The following is a 23,113-nucleotide window of genomic DNA, read 5'->3' as shown; positions in this document are numbered from 1 at the left end:
CGCAGCGCCGATGACTGCCGACCGCAGATCAGGGAGAGCAAGGAGTTCGACGCGGTGGCCGATGTGGATGCGCTGCTGCGCGACAAAGACCATCCGTCACGCATGCAACAACGCTACGACAGCGGCGACCACCTGCACCCGGGCGACGCCGGCTACCAAGCAATCGCCGCCGAAGCGGCGCGTGTAATCAGCCGTTATTAACGACCAGGCGCGGCTCGTCGCCGGCAAAACGCTGTTTGATGGAAGCCGTGATGCCCGCGGCATCCAGGCCCACGCTGGCCAGCAGCTTGGCCGGATCGCCATGATCGATGAACTTGTCCGGCAGGCCAAGCATCAGCATGGGCTTGATGATGCCCTCGGCGGCCAGCGCTTCCGCCACGGCGGCGCCAGCACCGCCCATGATGCAGCCCTCTTCCACCGTCACGAAGTAATCGTGATCGGCAGCCAGCTGCTTCACCAGCTCCACGTCCAGCGGCTTGACGAAGCGCATATTGGCCACGGTGGCGTTCAAAGTCTCGCCGGCGGCCACCGAAGGCGCCACCATCGAGCCAAACCCCAGGATCGCAATCTTCTGGCCCTGGCGCTTGATCTCGCCCTTGCCGATTTTAATCGACGTCAGCTCCTTCGCAATCGCCGCGCCAACGCCGGCGCCGCGTGGATAGCGGATCGCGGCCGGGCCGTTGTAGTGATAGCCGGTGGTCAGCATCTGGCGGCATTCGTTTTCGTCCGACGCCGCCATCACCACCATGTTAGGGATGCAGCGCAGATAAGCCAGATCGTAGTTACCTGCATGGGTGGCGCCGTCCGCACCGACCAGGCCTGCGCGGTCCAGCGCAAAGGTCACGTCCAGGTTTTGCAGCGCCACGTCATGGATCAGCTGATCGTAAGCGCGTTGCAGGAAAGTCGAGTAAATCGCCACCACTGGCTTGAGGCCTTCGCATGCCAGGCCGGCGCCAAAGGTCACCGAGTGCTGCTCGGCGATGCCGACGTCAAAGTAGCGATCAGGGTATTCCTGATCGAAGCGCACCATGCCCGAGCCTTCGCGCATGGCCGGCGTGATGCCGACCAGCTTTTTGTCGGCGGCCGCCATGTCGCACAGCCAGTCGCCAAACACCTCGGTGTAAGTCTTCTTCGATGGCGCGGCGGCCGGCTTGATGCCCTCGGCCGGATTGAACTTGGGGGTGCCGTGATACAGGATAGGCTCGGCCTCGGCCAGCTTGTAGCCCTGGCCCTTCTTGGTCACCACGTGCAGGAACTGCGGGCCTTTCAGCTGCTTGATGTTTTGCAGCGTCGGGATCAGCGAGTCCAGATCGTGGCCGTCGATAGGGCCGATGTAGTTAAAGCCGAATTCCTCGAACATGGTGGCCGGAACCACCATGCCCTTGGCGTGTTCTTCCAGCTTCTTCGCCAGCTCCAGCACAGGTGCCGGCAACATCGACTTGCCAACGTTCTTGGCGGCGGCGTAGAACTGGCCCGACATCAGGCGCGCCAGATAGCGATTCAGCGCGCCCACCGGCGGCGAGATCGACATGTCGTTATCGTTCAGGATCACCAGCAGATTGACGTCGTCCTGCACACCTGCGTTGTTCAGCGCTTCGAAGGCCATACCGGCCGTCATCGAACCGTCGCCGATCACGGCGATGGCGTGGCGATGTTCACCCTTGATCTTGGCCGCCTGCGCCATGCCCAGCGCCGCCGAAATCGAAGTCGACGAGTGAGCGGTGCCGAAGGTGTCGTACTCGGATTCGTCGCGCTTCGGGAAGCCCGAAATGCCGCCCAGCTGGCGCAGCGTCGACATCTTGTCGCGGCGACCGGTCAGAATCTTGTGCGAATAGGTCTGGTGGCCCACGTCCCACACGATGCGGTCGTGCGGCGTGTTGAACACATAGTGCAGCGCCACCGTCAGCTCCACCGTGCCCAGATTGGACGACAGGTGGCCGCCGGTCTTGGACACGGAATCCAGCAGGTAAGCGCGCAGTTCATGCGCCAGCGGCGTCAGTTGGCTGTACGGCAGTTTGCGTACGTCGGCCGGGGAATCTATTTTTTCGAGCAAGTTCATTTAAGCCTTCCGCTGCACGATCAAATCCGCGAGTTCGCGTAATCGCAGAGCTTTTTCTCCAAACGGTGCGAGCGCTGCGTGCGCGTCGAGCCGCAATTTTTCCGCCAGCGCGCGCGATGGCTCCAGACCCAGTATCGATACATAGGTCGGTTTGTTATCGGCGGCGTCCTTGCCGGCGGTCTTGCCCAGCGTGGCCGAATCGGCCGTCGCGTCGAGCACATCGTCCACCACCTGGAACGCCAGGCCGATGGCGCGCGCATACACATTCAGCGCGTTCAATTCTTGTTCGCTCAGATCCTTGCCGGCCAGGGCGCCCAGTACCACCGACGCGCGCAGCAAGGCGCCGGTTTTCAGCTGGTGCATCTGTTCCAGCTGCTCCAGCGTCAGGCTGATGCCGATGCTATCCAGATCGATGGCCTGGCCGCCGCACATGCCGGCCGAGCCGGAGGCATGCGCCAACAAACGCAGCATCGCCACCAGACGCGCCGGCGGCACCGTGGTCGCCTCGGACAGCACCAGGAAAGCCTGCGATTGCAGCGCGTCGCCGACCAGCAGCGCGGTGGCCTCGTCGTAGGCCACGTGCACCGTCGGCTTGCCGCGGCGCAGTTCATCGTCGTCCATGCACGGCATATCGTCGTGCACCAGCGAATAGGCGTGGATCATTTCCACCGCCGCCGCCGCGCGGCTCAGCGTGGCGGCATCGGCGCCGAACAGGGCGCCGGCCGCGTACACCAGCAGCGGGCGTACACGCTTGCCGCCGCCCAGCAGCGCATAACGCATGGCTTCGTGCAGCTTGGCCGGGATAACTTCGGCGTCAGGCAGATAACCGGATAAATCGTTTTCCGATCCGGCCTGCACGGTTTTCATCCAGTCTTCGAAAGCGGCGTTCATTGTTCGCCCTCGCCGGTGACCACGAAAGGCTTGAGCATTTCGCCCTCCAGTACCTTGACCTGCGATTCCACCTTTTCCAGCTGGGCGGCGCAGAACTTCACCAGCTCCGAACCACGCGCGTAGGCGGCAACCGAGGCTTCCAGCGGCAGTTGGCCGGCCTCCATCTGTGCGACCAGTTGCGCCAGTTCCGCCATGGCTTCTTCAAACGAGACGGGGGCGGCGGCAGTCGCGTCAGCAGTTAATTTCTTAGACATAGTCACTCAGTTATCTTAGCCCGATATTTTAGAGCAAACCACCTGATCCGGTGGAACATTAGAGGCCAACTCTGGATTTTATCGCAATTACCGGGCACGCCCCCGAATTGTGCAAAAGACGGTATAATCGCCGGTTCTGTCCTAAATACCACCTCAACGCATAAGAATGCGGGTCGTCTTTACGGATTCTGTCTCTTCTTGGTTTGAATTTTTAATTAAGGGGGGTTTGGATGTCCGATCTGGGTACCCACGCCAAGCTAGCGCGGCCAACCGCGCAACTTCCGGTTAACGTCTATTTCGACGAAGCGCTACTGGAGCGCGAAATCCAGCAACTCTTCAAGGCCGGTCCGCGTTATGTCGGACACGAGCTGATGGTGCCGAATATCGGCGACTTTGCCACCCTTGCCGCAGAGAACGAAGGACGCATGCTGGTGCGTAACGCCAACGGGCTGGAGTTGCTCTCCAACGTTTGCCGCCACCGCCAGGCGCTGATGTTCAACGGCCGTGGCAATGCGAACAACATTGTCTGCCCGCTGCATCGCTGGACGTACGACCTCAAAGGTGAACTGATCGGCGCGCCGCACTTTCCGGAAACGCCGTGCCTGAACCTGCCCAAAACCAAGCTGCAAAGCTGGAACGGCCTGCTGTTCGAGCAAAACGGCTACAACGTGATGGAGCAGCTCAATAACCTGTCCGTGACCAAGGATCTGGATTTCAGCGGCTACATGCTGGACCACGTGGAGGTGCACAACTGCGACTACAACTGGAAGACCTTCATCGAGGTCTATCTGGAGGATTACCACGTCGAGCCGTTCCACCCCGGCCTGGGCAGCTTCGTCACCTGCGACGACCTGCGCTGGGAATTCGGCCGCGAGTACAGCGTGCAGACCGTGGGCGTGCACAAGGGGCTGAAGAAATCCGGCTCGGAAGTCTACAAGCACTGGCAGGAGCAGGTGCTGAAGTTCCGCGGCGGCGAACCGCCTCCGTACGGCGCCATCTGGCTGACCCTGTACCCGAACATCATGGTCGAGTGGTATCCGCACGTGCTGATCGTCTCGACCCTGTGGCCGGAAAGCCCGAACCGCACCAGAAACGTGGTGGAGTTCTACTATCCGGAAGAAATCGTGCTGTTCGAGCGCGAATTCATCGAGGCCGAACGCGCGGCCTACATGGAAACCTGCATCGAGGACGATGAGATCGGCCAGCGCATGGACGCCGGCCGCAAAGCCCTGATGGAACGCGGCGAAACGGACGGTGGGCCGTATCAGTCACCGATGGAAGACGGCATGCAGCACTTCCACGAGTGGTATCAACGCAAAATGAGTTTATAAGGTTTCACGATGCAGTCACTCTGGATGTTGTTTGCTAGTTTCATGTTTGCGGTAATGGGGGTGTGCGTCAAGCTGGCCTCCGCAGAGTTTTCAACATCCGAGTTAGTCTTGTACCGGGGCGTGGTCGGCGTGATCGCCCTCGGCATGATTATCAAGCTGTCCGGCGAAACCTTCCGTACCGCCATGCCGGGCGCCCACCTGTGGCGCGGCCTGATCGGCGTGACTTCGCTGTGGCTGTGGTACTACTCGATCGGCGAGCTGCCGCTGGCCACCGCCATGACCCTCAACTACATGTCGCCGATCTGGATCGCCGCGTGGCTGTTCGCGCTTGGCTGGTGGCATGCCAGGAATGACGTCAAATGGCCGCTGATGGTGGCGGTCGGCCTGAGCTTTGTCGGCGTCACCCTGCTGCTGCGCCCCGCCTTCCACGCCAACCAGCTGACGCCGGCCCTGATCGCGCTCGGCTCCAGCGTGATTACCGCCACCGCCTACATGCAGGTCCGCAAAATGGGGCTGGCCGGCGAGCCGGAAAACCGCGTGGTGTTCTATTTCACCGTGATGAATCTGGCGGCCGGCATCGTCGGCGTGTTCCTCACCGGCGGCGGCGACGGTCCGGTGTTCCATCCGATCAGCAGCTGGCGCAGCGGCCTGCTGTTGCTGGCCATCGGCGTGTGCGCCACCAGCGCGCAGATCGCCATGACGCGCGCCTACCGCTTGGGCAACACGCTGGTGGTGGCCAATTTGCAGTACACCGGCATCGTGTTCTCCAGCCTGTGGGGCGTGTTCATCTTCGGCGACGTGTTCGACTGGCATAGCTGGGCCGGCATCGGTATCATTCTCGCGTCCGGCATGGCCGCGACGTTCTACAATACCCGCAATACCGAACGCGGTAAGGCCATTGCCTCTACCGATCCTATCGCCAGCGAAGTATAAGGACCATCCATGCACACTACCCTGATCGACGCCGCCACCCTGTCCCAGCACCTGAACGATCCGAAGTGGGTCATTCTCGATTGCCGCCACGATTTGATGAACCCGAACGCGGGGCGCGACAGCTTCGCCATCGGCCACATCGCCGGCGCGCAGTTCGCCAATGTGGACACGGACCTGTCGGGCGCCAAGGTGGGTGCGGACGGCAAGTTCCGTGGCCGCCATCCGCTGCCGGGCCGCGCGGCCCTGATCGAAACCCTGCGTGGCTGGGGCATCGATGACGACACGCAGGTGGTGGCTTACGACGCGCACGGCGGCATGTTCGCGGCGCGCCTGTGGTGGCTGCTGCGCTGGGTGGGCCATCCGGCGGTGGCGGTGCTGGACGGCGGCCTGGTGGCATGGCAGGCCGCCGGTCAGGCCATGGTGACGCAGACCGCGGGCCGCGCGCCGGGCAACATCAGCGAGCAGCCGTCGCTGGTGGCGACGGTGTCGGTGGACGAAGTGGTGGCCAACCTGGCGGCGCAGGCGCGCACCGTGGTCGACGCCCGCGCCAACGACCGCTATCGCGGCGAGAACGAAACCATCGATCCGGTGGGCGGCCACATCCCGGGCGCCAAAAACCGCTTCTTCAAGGACAACCTGACGGCCGAGGGCCGCTTCAAGGATGCCGCCCAACTGAAAGCCGAATTCGCGCCGCTGTTTGCCGAACCGGCCAAGGCCATCATGCAATGCGGTTCCGGCGTCACCGCCTGCCACAATCTGCTGGCCCTGGAAGTAGCCGGCCTGCCCGGCGCCGCCCTGTACCCGGGCTCGTGGAGCGAGTGGGTGGCCGATCCGGGCCGCCCGGTCGCCACCGGTTCGAACTAGATCGCCTTGCGGCGGCTGGCGGCGCCAACCAACGCCAGTCCGGCCAGCAGCATGGCCCAGGTTTCCGGTTCCGGCACTGGCGTCACGCCGTCCCAGTTGGCCGACCAGCCCTCGGTCGAGACAAAGGCTTGCATGGTGCCGTAGGCGTCCAGCGCGCTGGTGTTGGAGAAGCTGGCCGTCAACAGTCCGCTCCAGCTGTCGCGCACGCCCATGGTGCTGCCGTCGTCGCGCACCGCGAAGGTGGCGCTCAGTTGGCGCTCCTGCACGTCGCTCTGGTCGATGCCGTCGACGCTGCCATTCACCGCCAGCAGCATGTGGGCATTGGCGTACTCGTCCTGATCGGCGTCGAGGTTGTAGCCCATGCTGGTCTGCACCGACATGGCGGCCGTGGTGCTGAACGTCACCCGGGTGTTGGCCGACAAGATAAAGCTGTTGAGGAAGGGATCGGACCCGGTGGCGTGGCTGCGGTAGGCGCCATGACCATCCAGCCCGCTGGCCGCGCCGCCGCTCGCCGACAGCGCGGTGAAGCCAGCCAGCGTATCGGCCGCCGCGACGCTGGAACTGGCCGACGACCAGTCGCCATGGGTATGGCCGGACAGCACGCCCTGCTGCTGCGCGGCGGTGTAGGCGTAAATGCTTTCTTCCTCGGTCTCGCCCCAGCCCAGGGTTTCGCCCAGCACATAGGCATGGCCATTGGCGCTGAATGACAACGACGGCGCGATGCCGTCGTGCGGATTCAGGTCGGTCAGGGTGATCACCAGGCTGCCGAAAGTGGCGCTGCTGCTGGCGTTGGCGCAGGCCGTGCCGGCGCTCGCGGCCAGGCAGGCGGCCGCCAGGATATGCATCAAAAAACGCTTCATGACATTCTCCTTGATAAGCAACGATTAGCCTGCGCGCTGGCGCGGCGCGCCACCACGCCCAGCAGTCCCAGGCCGGCCAGCAGCATGCCCCAGGCGCCGGGTTCCGGCACCGCCGAGATCACCGAGCGCCCGCCGATGCTGGCCTCGGCCCAGAATTCGCCGCGTCCGCTTTGATGACCCAGGTTGCTGAAGCTGGCCGACATCAGGCCGCTCCAGCTGTCGCTGGCGCCGCCCGGCACATCGCCGTCCTGATACATCACGCTCACGCTGTGCTCGTGCGTGCCGGCCAGCACGGCGGCATCGTCGGCGCCGAACGCGCCCGCGTACAGGCGCAACGTGGCCGAGGCGGCCTCCCCTTCCAGCGCGCCCGGCGTGTAGCCCAGCGTGGTGTTAGCGCTCACAGCGGCGTCGAAGGAAAAGGTCACCATGGTGTTGGCCGAAAGGATGAAGCCGGTGTTCAGATGCGAGGCCGGCACGCCGGCGTAGGCGTAATAGCGCGCATGGTCGGTGCTGGAACTCTGGGCCGCGCCCGACAAGCTCAGCGCGCTGAAACCCGGGCCGGCGGCGGAACCGGTCACGCTGGCCGAGGACGTGGCCAGATTGGTGTGGGCGCTGGCACTGACATTGGTGGTTTGCCAGGCGCCGGTTTTTTCATAGCGCGCGAGCTGATGGCCGGGATCGTAGCCGCCGGTCAGGCCGGTCTCGGCTTCGCCGTAGAGGTAGGCGCCGCCGGCGTATTTGATCTCGTTGGGCAGGAAGGAAATGCTGGCGGCCACGCCGTCATTGGGGTCCAGATCGATCAGCGTCACCGTCACGGTGCCGAGGGTGGCGCTGCTGTAGGCAGCGGCAAAAGCCGGACTGGCGACCAGCGCCAGACAGGCTGCCACTGCATTGATTGCGGCAATTTTCATGGCTCCTCCTTGAATTAGCAGGAAACCAAGTATGCACAGCACGATTTGGTTCGTCTATACAATTGAAATTTTTTATTTTTTCCAAAAGTAAAAATTTCAACACAATTTAGCCTGTATTACGGTAGCGCTTCCACCTATGAAAATCACGATTATTCAGTGACTTTTTATCATTACTTAGTCACATTAAATTGATCATAAATCGTTGTATTTTTTTAACCATGTAACAATTTCGATTGAATTCTTTTCCATGTTTCTTGATTAAATGGCTATCTTTCATCAACCTCATGGGAGCGCTTTATGGCAACGAAGCAAGTACTGTTGGCGACGATGACACTGCTGGCCACCGCCGGCCCGGTCCATGCCGACGAGCTGCGCCGGTCCTACATCGTGCAGTTGGCCGACCAGCCGCTGGCGGCCTACAGCGGCAATCTTGCCGGGCTGCGCGCCACCAAGGCCTCTCCCGGCCAGCGCCTCGAGCTGGCCGGCAATGACGCCACCCGCTACCGCAGTTATCTTGGCACCCAGCAAGCGCAATTGGCCGCGCTGCTGCCGGCGACCGCCATCACCCACCAGTACCAGGTAGTGTTCAACGGCTTTGCCGCGCACCTGACCGATGCCGAGGTGCGCACCCTGAAAGCCAGCGGCAAGACGCTGCGCATCACGCCCGACCAACGCCAGCACCCGGTCACCAACTACACGCCCACCTTCCTCGGCCTGGACCAACCGGGCGGCCTGTGGGACCAGCTCGGCGGCCAGGTCCATGCCGGCGAAGACGTGATCGTTGGCGTCATCGATACCGGCGTCTGGCCGGAAAACCTGTCCTACGCCGACCGCGTCGATGACGCCGGCCAGCCCACTTTCGCCAGCAGCGGCACGCCGGCCTACGGTCCGCCGCCGGCGCGCTGGCATGGCGTGTGCCAGACCGGCGAAGGCTTCAACGCCGCCCACTGCAACAACAAGCTGATCGGCGCGCGCTATTTCGACCAGGGCTTCCGCGCCGGCGGCGCGCCCATCCACTGGAGCGAATTCCGCTCGCCGCGCGACTCGCTGTCGCGCCCGGCCGGCGAAGGCGGCCACGGCACGCATACCTCGTCCACCGCGGCCGGCAACCGCAACGTGCCGGCCCAGGCCAGCAATGGCGAGCTGCTGGGACGGCGCAGCGGCATCGCCCCGCGCGCGCGCCTTGCCGTGTACAAGATCTGCTGGAGCTTCAACGTCGGCGGCTCCTCTCCCAGCGGCATCGACAACACCTGCTACAGCAGCGACAGCCTGGCGGCGATCGAGGCGGCCGTGAGCGATGGCGTCGACGTGCTGAACTACTCGATCGGCGGCGGCAGCAGCCCGCTGGACCCGGTGGCGCAAGCCTTCCGCCACGCGGCCGAGGCCGGCGTATTCATCGCGGCGGCCGCCGGCAATGACGGCCCCGGCAACACCGTGTCGCACATCAGTCCCTGGCTGGCGACGGTGGCCGCGACCAGCCACGACAAGACCTACCGCGCCAGCGTCACACTGGGCGACGGCCGCCAGTTCAGCGGCGACTCGCTGGGCGTCACGCCGCTGCCGCGCACCGCCCTGGTCCGCGGCGAAGACGCGGTGGCGGCCGGTGCCGACATCAGCCGCGCCGCCCACTGCCTGCGGCGCGAGGATGTCTACGACGCGGTCCATCCGATCGCCCAGCTCGACCCGGCCAAGGTGGCCGGCAAGATCGTCGCCTGCCAGCGCGGCGACAACGCGCTGTCCGCCAAGGCGGCGGCGGTGGCGGCCGCCGGCGGCGTTGGCATGATCGTGCTGGACGATGGCAACGGCCCGATGCTCGACATCTATCCGCTGCCCACCATCCACGTCAGCCAGGCCGATGGCGCCCTGATCGACGCCTACGCGGCCACCGCCGGCGCCACCGCCGCGCTGAGCGCCAGCGCGCTGACGCCGATGACCGGCCCGGTGCTGGCCGACTTTTCCTCGCGCGGCCCCAACCAGTTCGATCCGGGCGTGCTCAAGCCGGACCTGGGCGCGCCCGGGGTCGGCATCCTGGCCGGCATCTCGCCCAGTCTGGACAGCGCGCAGCATGCGCCGTGATCGCCGGCGGCGCGCCGGCCTACAGCGTCTCGAATTACCTGACCGGCACCTCGATGGCCACGCCGCATGTGGCGGGGCTGGCGGCGCTGCTGAAACAGCGCCATCCCGACTGGTCGCCAGCCGCCATCAAGTCGGCGCTGATGACCAGCACCCGCAGCGTGCTGCCCACCGCGCCCGGCGGCGATGAAGACGGCGCCCTGCCGTGGGGCCAAGGCGCCGGACTGGTGGTGCCGAACAACGCCGCCGATCCCGGCCTGGTGTACGACGTCGCCGCGTCCGACTACCAGCGCTACATCTGCGGCATCACCACCGACAGCCGCGATTGCGCCAGCGACGCCCTGCCCGGCCATGCGCTCAACCTGGCCTCGATCACCCTGCCCGCCGTGGTCGGCAACCAGAGCGTGCAACGCCGCGTCACCAACGTTGGCGACAAGGCCGCCGTCTATACCGCCAGCGCCAGCCTGGATGGCTTCGCGGTCACGGTCACGCCGTTCACACTCAGCCTGGCGCCCGGCGAAACCCAAAGCTACACGGTGGCGCTGGAGCGCACCGCCGCCGACGACGGCGTCTGGCAAGTCGGCGAGCTGGTGTGGAACGACAGTGAACACAAGGTGCGTAGCCCACTGCTGGCGCGCTACAACAGCGGCGCCTATGCGCCGGCGCTGGTATCGGCCAGCACCGTCAGCGGCAGCCGGCAGCTGGACGTGGTGACCGGCTTCAACGGCATGCTGGGCGCGCTCAAGGCCGGCATGCGCGAATACACGCGTCTGGCGCAAACGGTCACGCAAGCCGCGCCGGGCTCGCTGGAAACCATGGATGGCGTGGTGGCGGCCTGCACCGCGCGTGGCGCCGGCGTCAAGGCCGTGACGCTGGGCATCCCCAACCAGACCATGATCGCGCGCTTCGAACTGTCCAGCCGCGACAGCGCCGGCGGCGATGATGACGACCTCGATCTCGCCGTGCTCGACCAGCGCAACAACCTGATCGCCTACAGCGCCCATGCCGGCGCCAACGAGAGCGTCACCCTGACCAACTTGCCGATGGGCGTGGTCAAGGTCTGCGTGCTGGGCTATCAGCTGAAGAACGGCGCCAGCACCAGCTACACGCTGTCCTACGCCACCGCCATTCCCAACGACACCAAGGGCAATCTGAAGGTGGCGTTGCCGGGACAAGTCAGGCAAGGCGGCACGGCCAGCGTCGGCGTCAGCTGGAGCGGCCTGGAGCAAGGCAAGCGCTATCTGGGCGGGGTGCGCTTGCTGAATCCGGACGGCCGCGCGGTGACGCTCACCGAAATCAATCTCGACACGCGCGACGTCGCGCCGGCGACGGCCACGGACAAGCGCCGCGTCAGCGCGCGCTAAGCCGCCTTAGTGGTGGCCGCCGGTGAGGAAGACGACGATGGCGACGCCGGCCGCGATCAGCAGCACTTGCGGCACCGATTCGCGCAGGGTGGCGCGGCGCTGCATTTGCGGCATCAGGTCGCTCACGGCGATGTAGATGAAGCCGGACGAGGCAAACACCAGCACGTAGGGGATCAGGCCGCTGGCGCGGTCCAGGGTGTAGTAGCCCAGCAGGCCGCCGGCAATCGCCAGCAGACTGCACAGCAGGTTGTAGACGTAGGCGCGGGTGCGCGAGAAGCCGGCGTTCAGCAGCACGATGAAGTCACCGATTTCCTGCGGGATTTCATGGGCGATGATGGCCAGGCCGGTCACCAGCCCCAGTTCCGGATTGGCCAGGAAGGCTGCCGCGATCAGGATGCCGTCGGTGAAGTTGTGCATGCCGTCGCCCACCAGAATCATCCAGCCGGCCTTGCCCGCTTCGCGCTTGTCGTGGCCATGGTGGTGGTGGTGGCCGTCATGCTCGTGATGGTGGGAATGGCGCAGGATGGCCAGCTTTTCCAGCAGGAAGAAGGCCAGCAGCCCGCCCAGCAAGGTGGCAAACAGGCTGCGCGCGCTGGCCTGCGATTCAAACGCTTCCGGCAAGGCGTGCAACAGCGAGGTCGACAGCATGATGCCGACCGACAGGCTGACCATGCGCTCCACCACCTTGGACAGCAGCGTAAACGAGAACACGGCCGCCGCAGTGATGCTCACTACGCCAGCCAGTGTGGTTGCCAAGATGATGGATATGAGTACGGGATCGATGTTATAGCCTCTGGTACCTGGTCCGGCACGGCGGCCGGGGGCGCTATTTTACCCTCAAATGACACAGTGTTGCATTAACCCTGCCAAAGTCCGGTTCCAGCCATCCCTGGCGCCGTACAGGCCGAGGACGGGTGGCGGATGCAACGCGCCTGATCAGTGCGCCTGATCCCAGTTCGGCCCGACGCCCACCTCGGCAATCAGCGGCACCTTCAGCCTGGCCACACCCGCCATCAGCTCCGGCAGCTTTTGCTTGATCAGCGCCAGCTCGGCGTCCGGCACCTCCAGCACCAGCTCGTCGTGCACCTGCATGATCATGCGCGTGCCCAGCTTTTCGGCTTCCAGCCAATTCTGCACCGCCACCATGGCCAGCTTGATCAGGTCGGCCGCCGTGCCCTGCATCGGCGCGTTGATCGCCGCGCGTTCGGCGCCCTGGCGGCGCGGGCCGTTGGGCGAATTGATTTCCGGCAGCCACAGGCGGCGGCCGAACACGGTTTCCACGTAGCCGCGCGCCTTGGCTTGCAGGCGGGTGTCGTCCATGTATTGCTTCACGCCCGAGAAACGCGCGAAGTAGCGTTCGATGTAGCTCTGCGCCGCGCCGCGCTCGATGCCGAGGTTGCTCGCCAGGCCGAACGCGCTCATGCCGTAGATCAGGCCGAAGTTGATCACCTTGGCGTAGCGGCGCTGCTCGCTTTCCACCGCTTCCGGCGCCACGCCGAAGATTTCGGCGGCGGTGGCGCGGTGGATGTCCACACCTTCCGCGAACGCGCGCAGCATGTTCTCATCTTCCGAAATGTGCGCCATGATGCGCAGTTCGATCTGCGAATAGTCGGCCGAGACGATGTGCGAACCGGCCGGCGCCACGAACGCTTCGCGGATGCGGCGGCCTTCCTTGGTGCGGATCGGGATGTTTTGCAGGTTGGGGTCGTTGGACGCCAGGCGGCCGGTCACCGCCACCGCCTGCGCGTAGTTGGTGTGCACGCGGCCGGTCTGCTTGTTGATGCCTTTCGGCAGCTTGTCGGTGTAGGTCGATTTCAGCTTGGACAGGCTGCGGTATTCCAGCAGCACTTTCGGCAGCGGATAGTCTTCGGCCAGCTTTTGCAGCACTTCCTCGTCGGTCGACGGCGCGCCGCTCGGGGTCTTTTTCACCACCGGCAGCTTCAGCTTCTCGAAGAAGATCTCGCCGATCTGCTTCGGCGAGCCGAGGTTGAACGGCTGCTCGGCCAGCTCGTGCGCCTTGGCTTCCAGCTCGGCGATGCGCGCGCCCAGTTCGGCCGATTGCTGCTCCAGCAGGGCGGCGTCGATCTGCACGCCGTTGCGCTCGATCTTTTGCAGCACCACGGCGGTCGGCAGCTCGATGTTGCGGTAGATGAAGTTGAGTTTCTCGTCCTTCTCGACTTCACCGATCATGTTCTGGTGCAGGCGCAGCGTGATGTCGGCGTCTTCGGCCGCGTATTCGGTGGCGCGGTCGATCGCCACCTGGTCGAACGTGATCATGCTGGCGCCCTTGCCGCACACGTCCGAGAATGGAATGGTGGTGTGATTCAGGTGGCGCAGCGCCAGCGAGTCCATATCGTGCGAACGGTGCGATTCGAACACATACGATTCCAGCAGGGTATCGTGATGGATGCCTTGCAGCGACACGCCGTGGTTGGCGAAGATGTGGCTGTCGTACTTGAGGTTCTGGCCGACTTTCAGCTTGGTCGCGTCCTCCAGCCAGGGCTTGAGCCTGGCCAGCACATGCTCGCGTTCCAGTTGCGCCGGCACGCCCTGGTAGGCGTGCGCCACCGGGATATAGCAGGCCTCGCCCGCCTTCACCGACAGCGAAATGCCGACCAGCTGTGCCGTCATCGGCTCCAGCGAGGTGGTTTCGGTGTCGACCGCGGTCAGCCCGGCGGCGTTGATGCGGGCGATCCACTGGTCCAGCTGTTCCTCGGTGGTGACCGTTTCGTAGGTGGCGATGACCGGCTCGGCGAACAGGTCGCCGTTGACCGAGGCCGCGCCACCCACCGGCGCATCCAGCGACACCTTGACGGTGGCGGCCGGACCGCTGGTGGCGGCCGCCGCGCCCAGCTCGCGCAACAGCGTCTTGAAGCCGTATTTGCTGAAGAAGTCCAGCAGCGCCGGCTTGTCTTCCTCGCGCGCGATCAGCGATTCGCTGATCGACACCATGTGGCCGCTCAGGTCGCAGTCCAGCTTGACGGTGATCAGCTCACGGCCCTTGGGCAGCCATGCCAGCGCGTCGCGCAGGTTCTGGCCGACCGCGCCGCCGATTTTGTCGGCATTGGCGATGATGCCGTCCAGCGAGTCATACGCGCTCAGCCATTTGACGGCGGTCTTCGGGCCGCACTTGCTCACCCCCGGCACGTTGTCGACGGTATCGCCGATCAGGGTCAGGTAATCGATGATGCGGTTCGGCGGCACGCCGAACTTGGCCAGCACGCCGGCCTCGTCCATCTTTTCGTTGGTCATGGTGTTGATCAGCATGACCTTGTCGTTGACCAGCTGCGCCAGGTCCTTGTCGCCGGTCGACACCACCACGTTCATGCCGGCCTTGTACGCCGCGACCGACAGGGTGCCGATCACGTCGTCGGCCTCCACGCCCTCCACCATCAGGATGGGCCAACCCATGGCCTTGACCGCCTCATGGATGGGCTCGATCTGCAAGCGCAGGTCGTCCGGCATCGAGGCGCGGGTGGCCTTGTATTCGGGATACATGTCGTCGCGGAAGGTCTTGCCCTTGGCGTCGAACACGCAAGCGATGTAGGCGGCCGGGAAATCCGCGCGCAGGCGGCGCAGCATATTGACCATGCCGTGCATGGCGCCGGTCGGATGGCCGTCCGGGCTGCGCAGGTCGGGCAGCGCGTGGAAGGCGCGGTAAAGGTAGCTGGAGCCGTCGACTAACAACAGGGTATTTTGCATAAGTACTAAGTGAGGGTGCTTGGGCGTGAATGCAACATTATCGCAGGTGTTACAATGGATCATACACAAAAAATTCCAAGGTTCTCCTCCCTGCTAAAGGCGATCATTATGAAGCGCATTTCCCTCATCCTCCTGACGCTGGCCGCCCAGGCGGCGTTTGCCCAGTCGACGCCCAGCCAGGCGCCGCCCAAGCTGGAAAAGATCGAAGAAATCGCCGAAGACCCGATCACCGTCACGGCAAAACCGGGAACCGAAGGCAAAATCACCGAAAAACGCGACAACAGCGGCAATGTCACCGAAGCGACCGTCAAAAGCGGTCCGAGCACCTATACCCTGCGTCCCAACCATCCGGTCGGCACTGCCCTGCCTGGCGACGCCATGAGCGGTAACAACCGCGGTCCGCAATGGACAGTGCTGGAGTTCGACATCGGCAAGAAGAAAAAGAAAACCCCGGACGAAGAAGCCGTGCAGGACAACACGCCGCCACCGCCTCCGCCCACCGTTAAATAACCAAACCGAACTCATCAAACTTTCACATGGCAGTCTTTACCCCGGTATCGCTGGAGGATGTCACCCAGTGGATTACCCAATTCCCGCTCGGCAAAGCGCTCGGGCTTCAAGGCATCAGTTCCGGCATCGAGAACAGCAATTTCTTCCTGACGACCGAGCGCGGCGAATACGTGCTTACCATCTTTGAAAACCTGTCGTTTGAGCAACTGCCGTTTTACCTCAAATTGATGCGCCACCTGGCCGGCCACGGCGTGTTGGTGCCGGACCCGGTCGCCAACGACAAAGGCGAGCTGGTCACCACGCTGCAAGGCAAGCCGGCCTCCATCGTCAGCAAGCTGGAAGGCCGCTCGCAGATGGCGCCGCAACCGGTGCATTGCGCGGCCGTGGGCGCCATGCTGGCCAGGATGCATATCGCCGGCCTGGACTACCCGCTGCACCAGCCCAATCTGCGCGGCCTCGACTGGTGGCATGAAACCACGCCGCAAGTGCTGCCCTACATCCCGGAAGACAAGGCCCAGCTGCTCAAGTCGGAAGTGCACTATCAGGAAACCTTTGCCGCCTGCGAGCATTACAAGCAGCTGCAAACGGGTCCGGTACACGCCGACCTGTTCCGCAACAACGTGATGTTCGTCGGCGAAAAACTGACCGGCTTCTTCGACTTCTACTTCGCCGGCTGCGACACCTGGCTGTTCGACGTGGCCGTCACCGTCAACGACTGGTGCATCGACCTCGAAACCGGCGTGCTGGACGCAGCGCGCGTGCGCGCCATGCTGGACGCCTACCACGCCGTGCGGCCGTTCACGGACGCTGAAGCGCACGCATGGCAAACCATGCTGCGCGCCGGCGCCCTGCGCTTCTGGCTGTCGCGCCTGTACGACTACTACATGCCGCGTGAGGCAGAAATGCTGACCCCGCACGACCCGACCCACTTTGAGCGCATCCTGCGCGAACGTATCGCCACCCCGGCACCTGGATTGTTCTGATGGAAAAACTCCCCGCACGCGCCGGTTGGCACTGGATCAAGCAAGGCTGGATGCTGTTTCGCAAGCAGCCCGGCGGCATGATGGCGCTGCTGTTCGTCTGCATGTTCGCTTCGCTGTTCATCATGCTGCTGCCGGGCCTGGGCCAGATCCTGTGGTGCGTGCTGATGCCGATGTTCAGCGTCGCCCTGCTGCAAGGCTGTGCGGAGATCGATCAGGGCCGGCGCGCCATGCCGCAATTCCTGCTGGCCGGCTTTCAGTCGCCGATGCGCAAGCATCTGCTGGGCGTGGGTGCGGTGAATCTGCTGCTGATGCTGCTGGCCATGCTGGCGATCTACGCCATCTCCGGCGACGCGCTCGAAGCGCTGGGCGCGGCGCAGGTCAAGGGTGTGCTCAAGCCGGGCGATGTGGAAGGCCTGTTCGGCGGCTTGCTGACCGGCTCGCTGCTGTACATGACGGGATGGATGCTGACCTCGCTGGCGGCGCCACTGATTTTCTGGCAGAAGATGGTGCTGAACAAGGCGCTGTTCTTCAGCGTGGTGGCGGTGTTGCGCGCGCTCAAGCCGTTTTTCAGCGCGGTGGCGATTTTGCACCTGATCTACTTCATCGGCGTGCAGATCGTGGTGCTGGTGCTGGGCGTGACGCAACTGGGCGTGGCTGGCATTTTCACCCTGTTCCTGATCTCGCTGGTACTGGTTCACTGCACGCTGTACTCGGCCTACGTGCAGATTTTTGGTCCGCCGCGGACGGCGGACCAGCCACCCAAAGTTTAAAGGCGATCCAGTTTGGCGATGCTCAGGTCCAGCACCTTCATGCCTGAGCTGCCGAAGTTGATTTGGGCGCGGGCGTTGTTGCCGCTGCCCTCGATGTTGACAATCACGCCCTCGCCGAACTTGGCGTGCGCCACCGATTCACCGATACGCCAGCCGCTGCCGGACGATTTGTTGGCAATCTGCTGCGCCAGCGCCCGGTCCGAACCGACCAGCGGCGCCTCGTCCCACGCCGATTTCTTCGCGCCGAACCAGCTCGGCTGCACTTTCGGTGTCAGCCATTTCAGCGCATCCTCCGGCAACTCGTCAAAGAAGCGCGACTTCATGTTGTAGCGGGTCTGGCCGTGCAGCATGCGCGTTTGCGCAAAGCTCAGGTACAGGCGCTGGCGCGCGCGCGTGATGGCCACGTACATCAGGCGGCGTTCCTCTTCCACGCCATCGTGCTCGCGCGAGCTGCTCTCGTGCGGGAACAAGCCCTCCTCCAACCCGGTGATGAAGACATTGTTGAACTCCAGCCCCTTGGCCGAGTGTACCGTCATCATCTGCACCGCTTCCTGGCCAATGGTGGCCTGGTTGTCGCCGGCCTCCAGCGAGGCGTGCGACAGGAAGGCCGACAGCGGTGACATCACGGTCGACAGCGGCGCATCGGCGTCGATGATTTCCAAGCCATCCTGGTTGACCACCGCCGCGCCGGCCGAAGCCTGCGCCTGCGGGCCGAGATGCGCCGGCGCGCCTTGGCCGTAACCCTCTTCCGACAGGAACTGGGTGGCGGCGCTGACCATCTGCTCCAGGTTTTCGATGCGGTCGGCGCCTTCTTTTTCGGTGGCGTAGTGCGCCAGCAGGGTGGACTGTTCCAGCACCACGCGCACCAGTTCCGGCAACGACATCTGCTGCGTTTCAAAGCGCGTGCCCTCGATCAGCTTGACGAAACCGGACAGCGCCGTGCCGGCCTTGCCGGTGACGTAAGGCACGGCCGCGTACAGCGAAATGCCGTACTGGTCGGCGGCCGCTTGCAGCGTCTCGATCGACCGCACGCCGATGCCGCGCGCCGGGAAATTCACCACGCGCAGGAAGGCGGAATCGTTGTGCGGATTGTCCATCAGCTGCAAATAGGCGATGGCGTGCTTCACCTCGGCGCGCTGGAAGTAACGCAGGCCGCCGTACACGTGGTACGGAATGCCGGCCGAGAACAGCGCATGCTCGATCACGCGCGATTGCGCATTCGAGCGGTACAGCACGGCGATTTCGCTGCGCGAGGCGCCGTCATGGATCAGGTTCCTGGTTTCCTCGATGATCCACGACGCTTCGGACAGGTCCGAGTTGGCCTCGTACACACGCACCTGCTCGCCATGGCCGGCGTCGGTGCGCAGGTTCTTGCCGAGGCGCTTGCTGTTGTTGGCGATCAGCACGTTGGCGGCGTCCAGGATGTGGCCGTGCGAGCGGTAGTTCTGCTCCAGCTTGATCAGATTCCTGACGTTGAACTCGCGCTCGAAGGCGCTCATATTGCCGACGTTGGCGCCGCGGAAGGCGTAGATCGACTGGTCGTCGTCGCCGACGGCAAACAGCACGCCGCCGTTGTGGCCGCCCTGCCCGGCCATCAGCTTGAGCCATTTGTATTGCAGGTCGTTGGTATCCTGGAACTCGTCGACCAGAATGTGCTGGAAGCGCTGCTGGTAGTGTTCGCGCAGCGGCTGGTTGCGGCTCAGCAGCTCGTAGGTGCGCAGCAGCAGCTCGGCAAAATCGACCACGCCTTCGCGCTGGCATTGCTCGTCGTACAGCTGGTACAGTTCCACCTTCTTGCGCTCGTCGGCGTTGTACGGCTCGATATCGTGCGCGCGCAGGCCCGAGTCCTTGGCGCCGTTGATGAAGTACATCACGTCTTTCGGCGGGAACTTCTCGTCGTCGACGTTGTGCGCTTTCAGCAGGCGCTTGATGGCGGACAACTGGTCTTGCGTGTCGAGAATCTGGAAGGTCTGCGGCAGCGCGGCGTCGCGGTGATGGGTGCGCAGCAGGCGGTTGCACAGGCCGTGGAAGGTGCCGATCCACATGCCGCGCGTATTGATCGGCAACATGGCGGACAGGCGGGTCAGCATTTCCTTGGCGGCCTTGTTGGTAAAGGTCACCGCCAGGATGCCGGAGGGCGACACCTGGCCGGTTTGAATCAGCCAGGCGATACGGGTGGTCAGGACGCGGGTTTTACCGGAACCGGCGCCCGCCAGGATCAGGGCGCTCTGGGCGGGCAAGGTGACGGCGGCAAGCTGCTCGTCGTTGAGATTGTGAAGAAGATTGTGCATCCCGTGATTATACCGGGATGCGTGTCATCAGGCCGACGGTGCGGGAACGGCTTTACCGTTTTGCAAGCTCTCCTGCATCAGCGATTTCAGCACGCGCTCGGCCTCGCGCACGGCGTCGGCATGTTTCAGGTTGAGCTCGCCCATGCGCAGGTTCAGTTCGCCCATCGGACGGCTGGCTTCGGCCATTTTCTGGTTCAGCGCCGTCATCGGGCCATCCTGGCCGTGCAGCTTGGCCATCTTGCTGCTCAGCTCGCGCTGGTATTCCGCCATCTGCTTTTGCAGCGGCGCCATTTCCGCTTGCAGCTGCGCCATTTTCTTCGCGAATTCACGCGCTTTTTCAGGCGTATTGTCAGCGGCCACTTCACGCGCGGCCTGATCCATTCGGCGGGCGACTTTTTCCTGCTCGCGCCCCACCTGCTCCATCTGGCGCTGGTGCACCGAGGCTTCGCGCTCGGCCTGCTTGCTGAACTGGTTGGCGGCGGTGTTCATCTCTTCGCCGATGGCGTTCATGATCTTGCCTTGCGCTTCCATTTTCTTGCCCTGCGCATCCATCTGCTCGCCGATATTGTTGACCGGCACCCAGGCGGCATCCACCTTGGCCAGCACGCCCGCGTCCTGGATCAGGTAGGTCTTGCCGCCCTCGCGGAACCACAGGAAATCGCCCTTCACGGTTTTGCGCAGTTCCGCCACTTTGCGAATATCCCTGGTGTCGGCCGACACGGTGATGGCGTCGCGGTTGGCGTGCACGATGGCATAGCTGCCTTTATGGTCCGAGATCTGTGTGATAGTGGCGCGGTCGTAATTGACGCGGACCGGCTCGGCCGGCGGGGCAGGCACCGCTGCCGGCACCGGTGCGGCCATCGGAGCGGGGGCAGCCATTGGCGCCGGGTGCGCCATCGGCGACGGCGGCGCTGGCGGCGCGGGTACCGCCGGCAGCGCAGGCACGGCCGGCAGCGCAGGCACAGCTTCCGGTTCGGGCGTCTTCGGCAATGCCGGCGCCGCCGGCGGGGCTGGTGGCGCGGCCGGCTCTACCAGAGCAGGCGGTTCCGGCGGGGCTGGCGGTTCCGGCGGCTGCGGGGCGGCGTGGGCATACAGCACAGCGCCGGCCGCCAGCAGGCCGGCCAGCGGCATGGCCATCTTCCAGCTAACCGGTTCAACATCGGGACGCAGCAGGCGTTTAATACGAGACATGAGATTTCCTCCGTGAGCCGCATGGGCTAGTTGTGTAGTGTCGAACTGAAAGCGATCCAGTTGCGACAGGGCTTGCGCCAGCTTGTGCGGCTGGCCGACCATCTCGACTGCCAGGTCGTCGGCGATTTGTTCCCGCTCGATCCGTATCCTGCGCGATATAGCCCAAACACTAGGGTGATAGAACAGCACGATTTCGATCGCGCTTTGTATGAGGTTCACGAAGTAGTCGTGACGCTTGATGTGCGCCAGTTCATGCGCCAACAGCGCCTCCAGCAAATCGGCCGGCATGCCGGTGACCAGCGCGGCCGGCACCAGCACGATGGGTTTCCAGCAGCCGGCGGTGATCGGGCTGTCGAGTTTCCCGGCCACGCCCAGCCGCACGTGCGTCTCGATGCCAAAGCGGCGCGCCAGTTCGGACAAGCGGCGCTGCCAGTAGGGATTGGTGCTGTATTCGTCCTGCCGCGTGCGGTCGGCCACCCACTTCAGGCCGATCGCCAGGCGCAGCGCCATCAGCGCCGCTCCCGCCAGCCACAGGCCGACGATCCACGGCAGTTGCCGGCGCAGCACGCCATACCCCGCCTCCAGCGTGGCATTGCCGATGACCGCTTGCGCGGCCGGCGCGACGATCGACAGCGCAATCGAGCGCTGGCCGTCGGCATCGGTGCTGATGGTGGTGGTAACGGTCTCGTGGACGGCGGCGCGCCCGTCCGCCAACTGCGTCAGAATGCTCGACAACGGCAGCGCCGCGCACAGCAGCATGGCGCCGCAGGCGATGGCGTAGCGCGTCTGCGGACGCGCCTTGCGCAGCACATGCATGGCCAGCGTGACGGCCCAGCCGATCAGCAAGCCCTGCCAGACGAAATGCAGCAGCGCCCAGCCGGTGGCTGGCACCAAAGTAGCGAGTTGTAGTTCCATTGCCGCACTCCCAAATGATGGATGTAGAATAAGTTATCTAGATCGCGCTGTCTAGAACTTTTTTTCTACATCCATCCGGGCTTAATACAGCACGACGGAGCGGATCGATTCGCCGCTCTTCATCAGATCGAAGCCTTGGTTGATGTCGTCCAGTTTCAAACGGTGGGTGATCAGGTCGTCGATGTTGAGCTTGCCTTCCATGTACCAGTCGACGATCTTCGGCACATCGGTGCGGCCGCGCGCGCCGCCGAAAGCCGAGCCCTTCCACTCGCGCCCGGTCACCAGCTGGAACGGACGGGTGGAAATCTCCTGCCCCGCGGCCGCCACGCCAATGATGATGGACTTGCCCCAGCCCTTGTGGCAGCACTCCAGCGCCTGGCGCATCAGCGTGGTGTTGCCGACGCACTCGAAGCTGTAGTCGGCGCCGCCGTCGGTCAGCTGGATGATGTGGTCCACCACATTCTCCACCTGGTCCGGATTGATGAAGTGCGTCATGCCGAACTTGCGCGCCATCGCTTCGCGCGCCGGATTGATATCAACGCCGATGATCTTGTCCGCGCCCACCATTTTGGCCGCTTGAATGACATTCAGGCCGATGCCACCCAGGCCGAACACCACCACATTGGCGCCCGCCTCCACCTTGGCGGTGAACAGCACCGCGCCCACGCCGGTGGTCACGCCGCAACCAATATAGCAAACTTTATCGAACGGCGCATCGGGGCGGATTTTGGCCAAGGCGATCTCCGGCACCACGATGTAGTTGGAGAAGGTGGAGGTGCCCATGTAGTGGAAGATCGGCTTGCCGTCCAGCGAGAAACGGCTGGTGGCGTCAGGCATCAGGCCCTTGCCCTGCGTGCCACGGATGGCCTGGCACAGATTGGTCTTGCGTGAGAGGCAGAATTTGCATTGGCGGCATTCCGGCGTGTACAGCGGAATGACGTGGTCGTCCTTTTTCAGCGACTTGACGCCGGGACCGACATCCACCACGACGCCCGCGCCCTCATGGCCGAGAATGGCCGGGAAGATCCCTTCCGGATCGGCGCCGGACAGGGTGTAGTAATCGGTGTGGCAAATGCCGGTGGCCTTGATTTCCACCAGCACCTCGCCTTCGCGCGGGCCGCCCAGTTCGACTTCTTCAATCGTCAGCGGCTTGCCCGCTTGCCATGCAACGGCTGCTTTGGTTTTCATGATGCTCCTTTCGCAATGGAGCA

The 23,113-nt window shown here is 64.1% G+C and carries 18 protein-coding genes and 1 pseudogene; 9 read left to right on the top strand and 10 right to left on the bottom strand.

Annotated features, from left to right (window positions below; all coding sequences use genetic code 11):
* Window positions 1-27 precede the first annotated feature (27 nt).
* Window positions 28-201, top strand: a pseudogene (locus tag GM676_RS11940) (SGNH/GDSL hydrolase family protein); the annotation flags it as partial.
* Here GM676_RS11940 and dxs read toward each other — a convergent pair.
* Genes dxs through GM676_RS11925 form a run of 3 tightly spaced genes read right to left on the bottom strand, consistent with a single transcriptional unit; the run spans window position 188 to window position 3,204 of the window.
* Window positions 188-2,059 (bottom strand): 1-deoxy-D-xylulose-5-phosphate synthase, encoded by a 1,872-nt coding sequence (gene dxs / locus GM676_RS11935; protein WP_155463789.1) that lies wholly within the window; start codon window positions 2,057-2,059, stop codon window positions 188-190. The pseudogene GM676_RS11940 and the gene dxs sit on opposite strands and share 14 nt — an antisense overlap.
* On the bottom strand, window positions 2,060-2,950 hold the full coding sequence (locus GM676_RS11930; protein ID WP_155463788.1) for a polyprenyl synthetase family protein: 891 nt from the start codon (window positions 2,948-2,950) through the stop codon (window positions 2,060-2,062).
* On the bottom strand, window positions 2,947-3,204 hold the full coding sequence (locus GM676_RS11925) for an exodeoxyribonuclease VII small subunit (RefSeq protein WP_155463787.1): 258 nt from the start codon (window positions 3,202-3,204) through the stop codon (window positions 2,947-2,949). Before GM676_RS11925 ends, GM676_RS11930 begins: the two co-directional genes overlap by 4 nt.
* Before the next feature lie 230 nt (window positions 3,205-3,434).
* Here GM676_RS11925 and GM676_RS11920 point away from each other — a divergent pair, with 230 nt between their 5' ends.
* From GM676_RS11920 to GM676_RS11910, 3 genes are read left to right on the top strand one after another with little or no spacing between them, the layout of a single operon-like run.
* On the top strand, window positions 3,435-4,535 hold the full coding sequence (locus GM676_RS11920; protein WP_155463786.1) for an aromatic ring-hydroxylating oxygenase subunit alpha: 1,101 nt from the start codon (window positions 3,435-3,437) through the stop codon (window positions 4,533-4,535).
* 9 nt (window positions 4,536-4,544) lie between these two features.
* Complete coding sequence (locus GM676_RS11915; protein ID WP_155463785.1) at window positions 4,545-5,468, top strand: DMT family transporter; 924 nt, start codon at window positions 4,545-4,547, stop codon at window positions 5,466-5,468.
* Window positions 5,469-5,477: 9 nt separating this feature from the next.
* Window positions 5,478-6,332 carry a sulfurtransferase gene (locus GM676_RS11910; protein ID WP_155463784.1) on the top strand — a complete coding sequence of 285 codons (855 nt, stop codon included), beginning with the start codon at window positions 5,478-5,480 and terminating at the stop codon, window positions 6,330-6,332.
* Here the strand turns inward: GM676_RS11910 and GM676_RS32180 are convergent.
* Together GM676_RS32180 and GM676_RS32175 are read right to left on the bottom strand one after the other, a co-directional pair.
* Entirely contained in the window at window positions 6,329-7,192 is an 864-nt protein-coding gene (locus tag GM676_RS32180) for a PEPxxWA-CTERM sorting domain-containing protein (RefSeq protein ID WP_155463783.1), read from the bottom strand. The genes GM676_RS11910 and GM676_RS32180 overlap by 4 nt on opposite strands.
* Window positions 7,189-8,103 (bottom strand): PEP-CTERM sorting domain-containing protein, encoded by a 915-nt coding sequence (locus GM676_RS32175; RefSeq protein WP_229262645.1) that lies wholly within the window; start codon window positions 8,101-8,103, stop codon window positions 7,189-7,191. Before GM676_RS32175 ends, GM676_RS32180 begins: the two co-directional genes overlap by 4 nt.
* A gap of 297 nt (window positions 8,104-8,400) precedes the next feature.
* Between GM676_RS32175 and GM676_RS11895 the strand changes: the two genes are divergently transcribed.
* Together GM676_RS11895 and GM676_RS11890 are read left to right on the top strand one after the other, a co-directional pair.
* Window positions 8,401-10,179, top strand: a complete 1,779-nt coding sequence (locus GM676_RS11895; protein ID WP_155463782.1) for a S8 family serine peptidase — start codon at window positions 8,401-8,403, stop codon at window positions 10,177-10,179.
* Complete coding sequence (locus GM676_RS11890) at window positions 10,176-11,540, top strand: fibronectin type-III domain-containing protein (protein ID WP_155463781.1); 1,365 nt, start codon at window positions 10,176-10,178, stop codon at window positions 11,538-11,540. The genes GM676_RS11895 and GM676_RS11890 overlap by 4 nt, the downstream gene beginning before the upstream one ends.
* 6 nt (window positions 11,541-11,546) lie before the next feature.
* Here the strand turns inward: GM676_RS11890 and GM676_RS11885 are convergent, their stop codons facing one another.
* Together GM676_RS11885 and polA are read right to left on the bottom strand one after the other, a co-directional pair.
* On the bottom strand, window positions 11,547-12,299 hold the full coding sequence (locus GM676_RS11885; protein ID WP_371866209.1) for a ZIP family metal transporter: 753 nt from the start codon (window positions 12,297-12,299) through the stop codon (window positions 11,547-11,549).
* 177 nt (window positions 12,300-12,476) lie between these two features.
* A complete protein-coding gene (gene polA / locus GM676_RS11880; protein ID WP_155463779.1) occupies window positions 12,477-15,242 on the bottom strand; it encodes a DNA polymerase I in 2,766 nt (921 codons plus the stop codon).
* 108 nt (window positions 15,243-15,350) lie between these two features.
* Here polA and GM676_RS11875 point away from each other — a divergent pair, with 108 nt between their 5' ends.
* The 3 genes from GM676_RS11875 to GM676_RS11865 are packed head-to-tail and all read left to right on the top strand — an operon-like array spanning window position 15,351 to window position 17,505.
* Complete coding sequence (locus tag GM676_RS11875) at window positions 15,351-15,752, top strand: hypothetical protein (RefSeq protein WP_155463778.1); 402 nt, start codon at window positions 15,351-15,353, stop codon at window positions 15,750-15,752.
* 26 nt (window positions 15,753-15,778) lie between these two features.
* Window positions 15,779-16,735: a homoserine kinase gene (locus GM676_RS11870; RefSeq protein WP_155463777.1), complete on the top strand. Its 957-nt coding sequence runs from the start codon at window positions 15,779-15,781 to the stop codon at window positions 16,733-16,735.
* Window positions 16,735-17,505 (top strand): BPSS1780 family membrane protein, encoded by a 771-nt coding sequence (locus GM676_RS11865; protein WP_155463776.1) that lies wholly within the window; start codon window positions 16,735-16,737, stop codon window positions 17,503-17,505. Before GM676_RS11870 ends, GM676_RS11865 begins: the two co-directional genes overlap by 1 nt.
* On the opposite strand, the gene GM676_RS11860 is transcribed toward GM676_RS11865, so the two are convergent.
* The 3 genes from GM676_RS11860 to GM676_RS11850 form a co-directional block, all read right to left on the bottom strand.
* Window positions 17,502-19,796, bottom strand: coding sequence for a UvrD-helicase domain-containing protein (locus GM676_RS11860; RefSeq protein WP_155463775.1), 2,295 nt, complete (start codon window positions 19,794-19,796; stop codon window positions 17,502-17,504). The two genes, GM676_RS11865 and GM676_RS11860, sit on opposite strands and share 4 nt — an antisense overlap.
* A 27-nt stretch (window positions 19,797-19,823) precedes the next feature.
* Window positions 19,824-21,902, bottom strand: coding sequence for a M56 family metallopeptidase (locus GM676_RS11855; RefSeq protein ID WP_155463774.1), 2,079 nt, complete (start codon window positions 21,900-21,902; stop codon window positions 19,824-19,826).
* Window positions 21,903-21,983: 81 nt separating this feature from the next.
* Window positions 21,984-23,090, bottom strand: coding sequence for an S-(hydroxymethyl)glutathione dehydrogenase/class III alcohol dehydrogenase (locus tag GM676_RS11850; RefSeq protein ID WP_155463773.1), 1,107 nt, complete (start codon window positions 23,088-23,090; stop codon window positions 21,984-21,986).
* Window positions 23,091-23,113 lie beyond the last annotated feature (23 nt).

This window comes from Duganella radicis (genome assembly GCF_009720825.1).
Classification (GTDB): Bacteria; Pseudomonadota; Gammaproteobacteria; order Burkholderiales; family Burkholderiaceae_D; genus Rugamonas; species Rugamonas radicis.
This window is presented reverse-complemented; position numbering and strand designations above follow the sequence as displayed.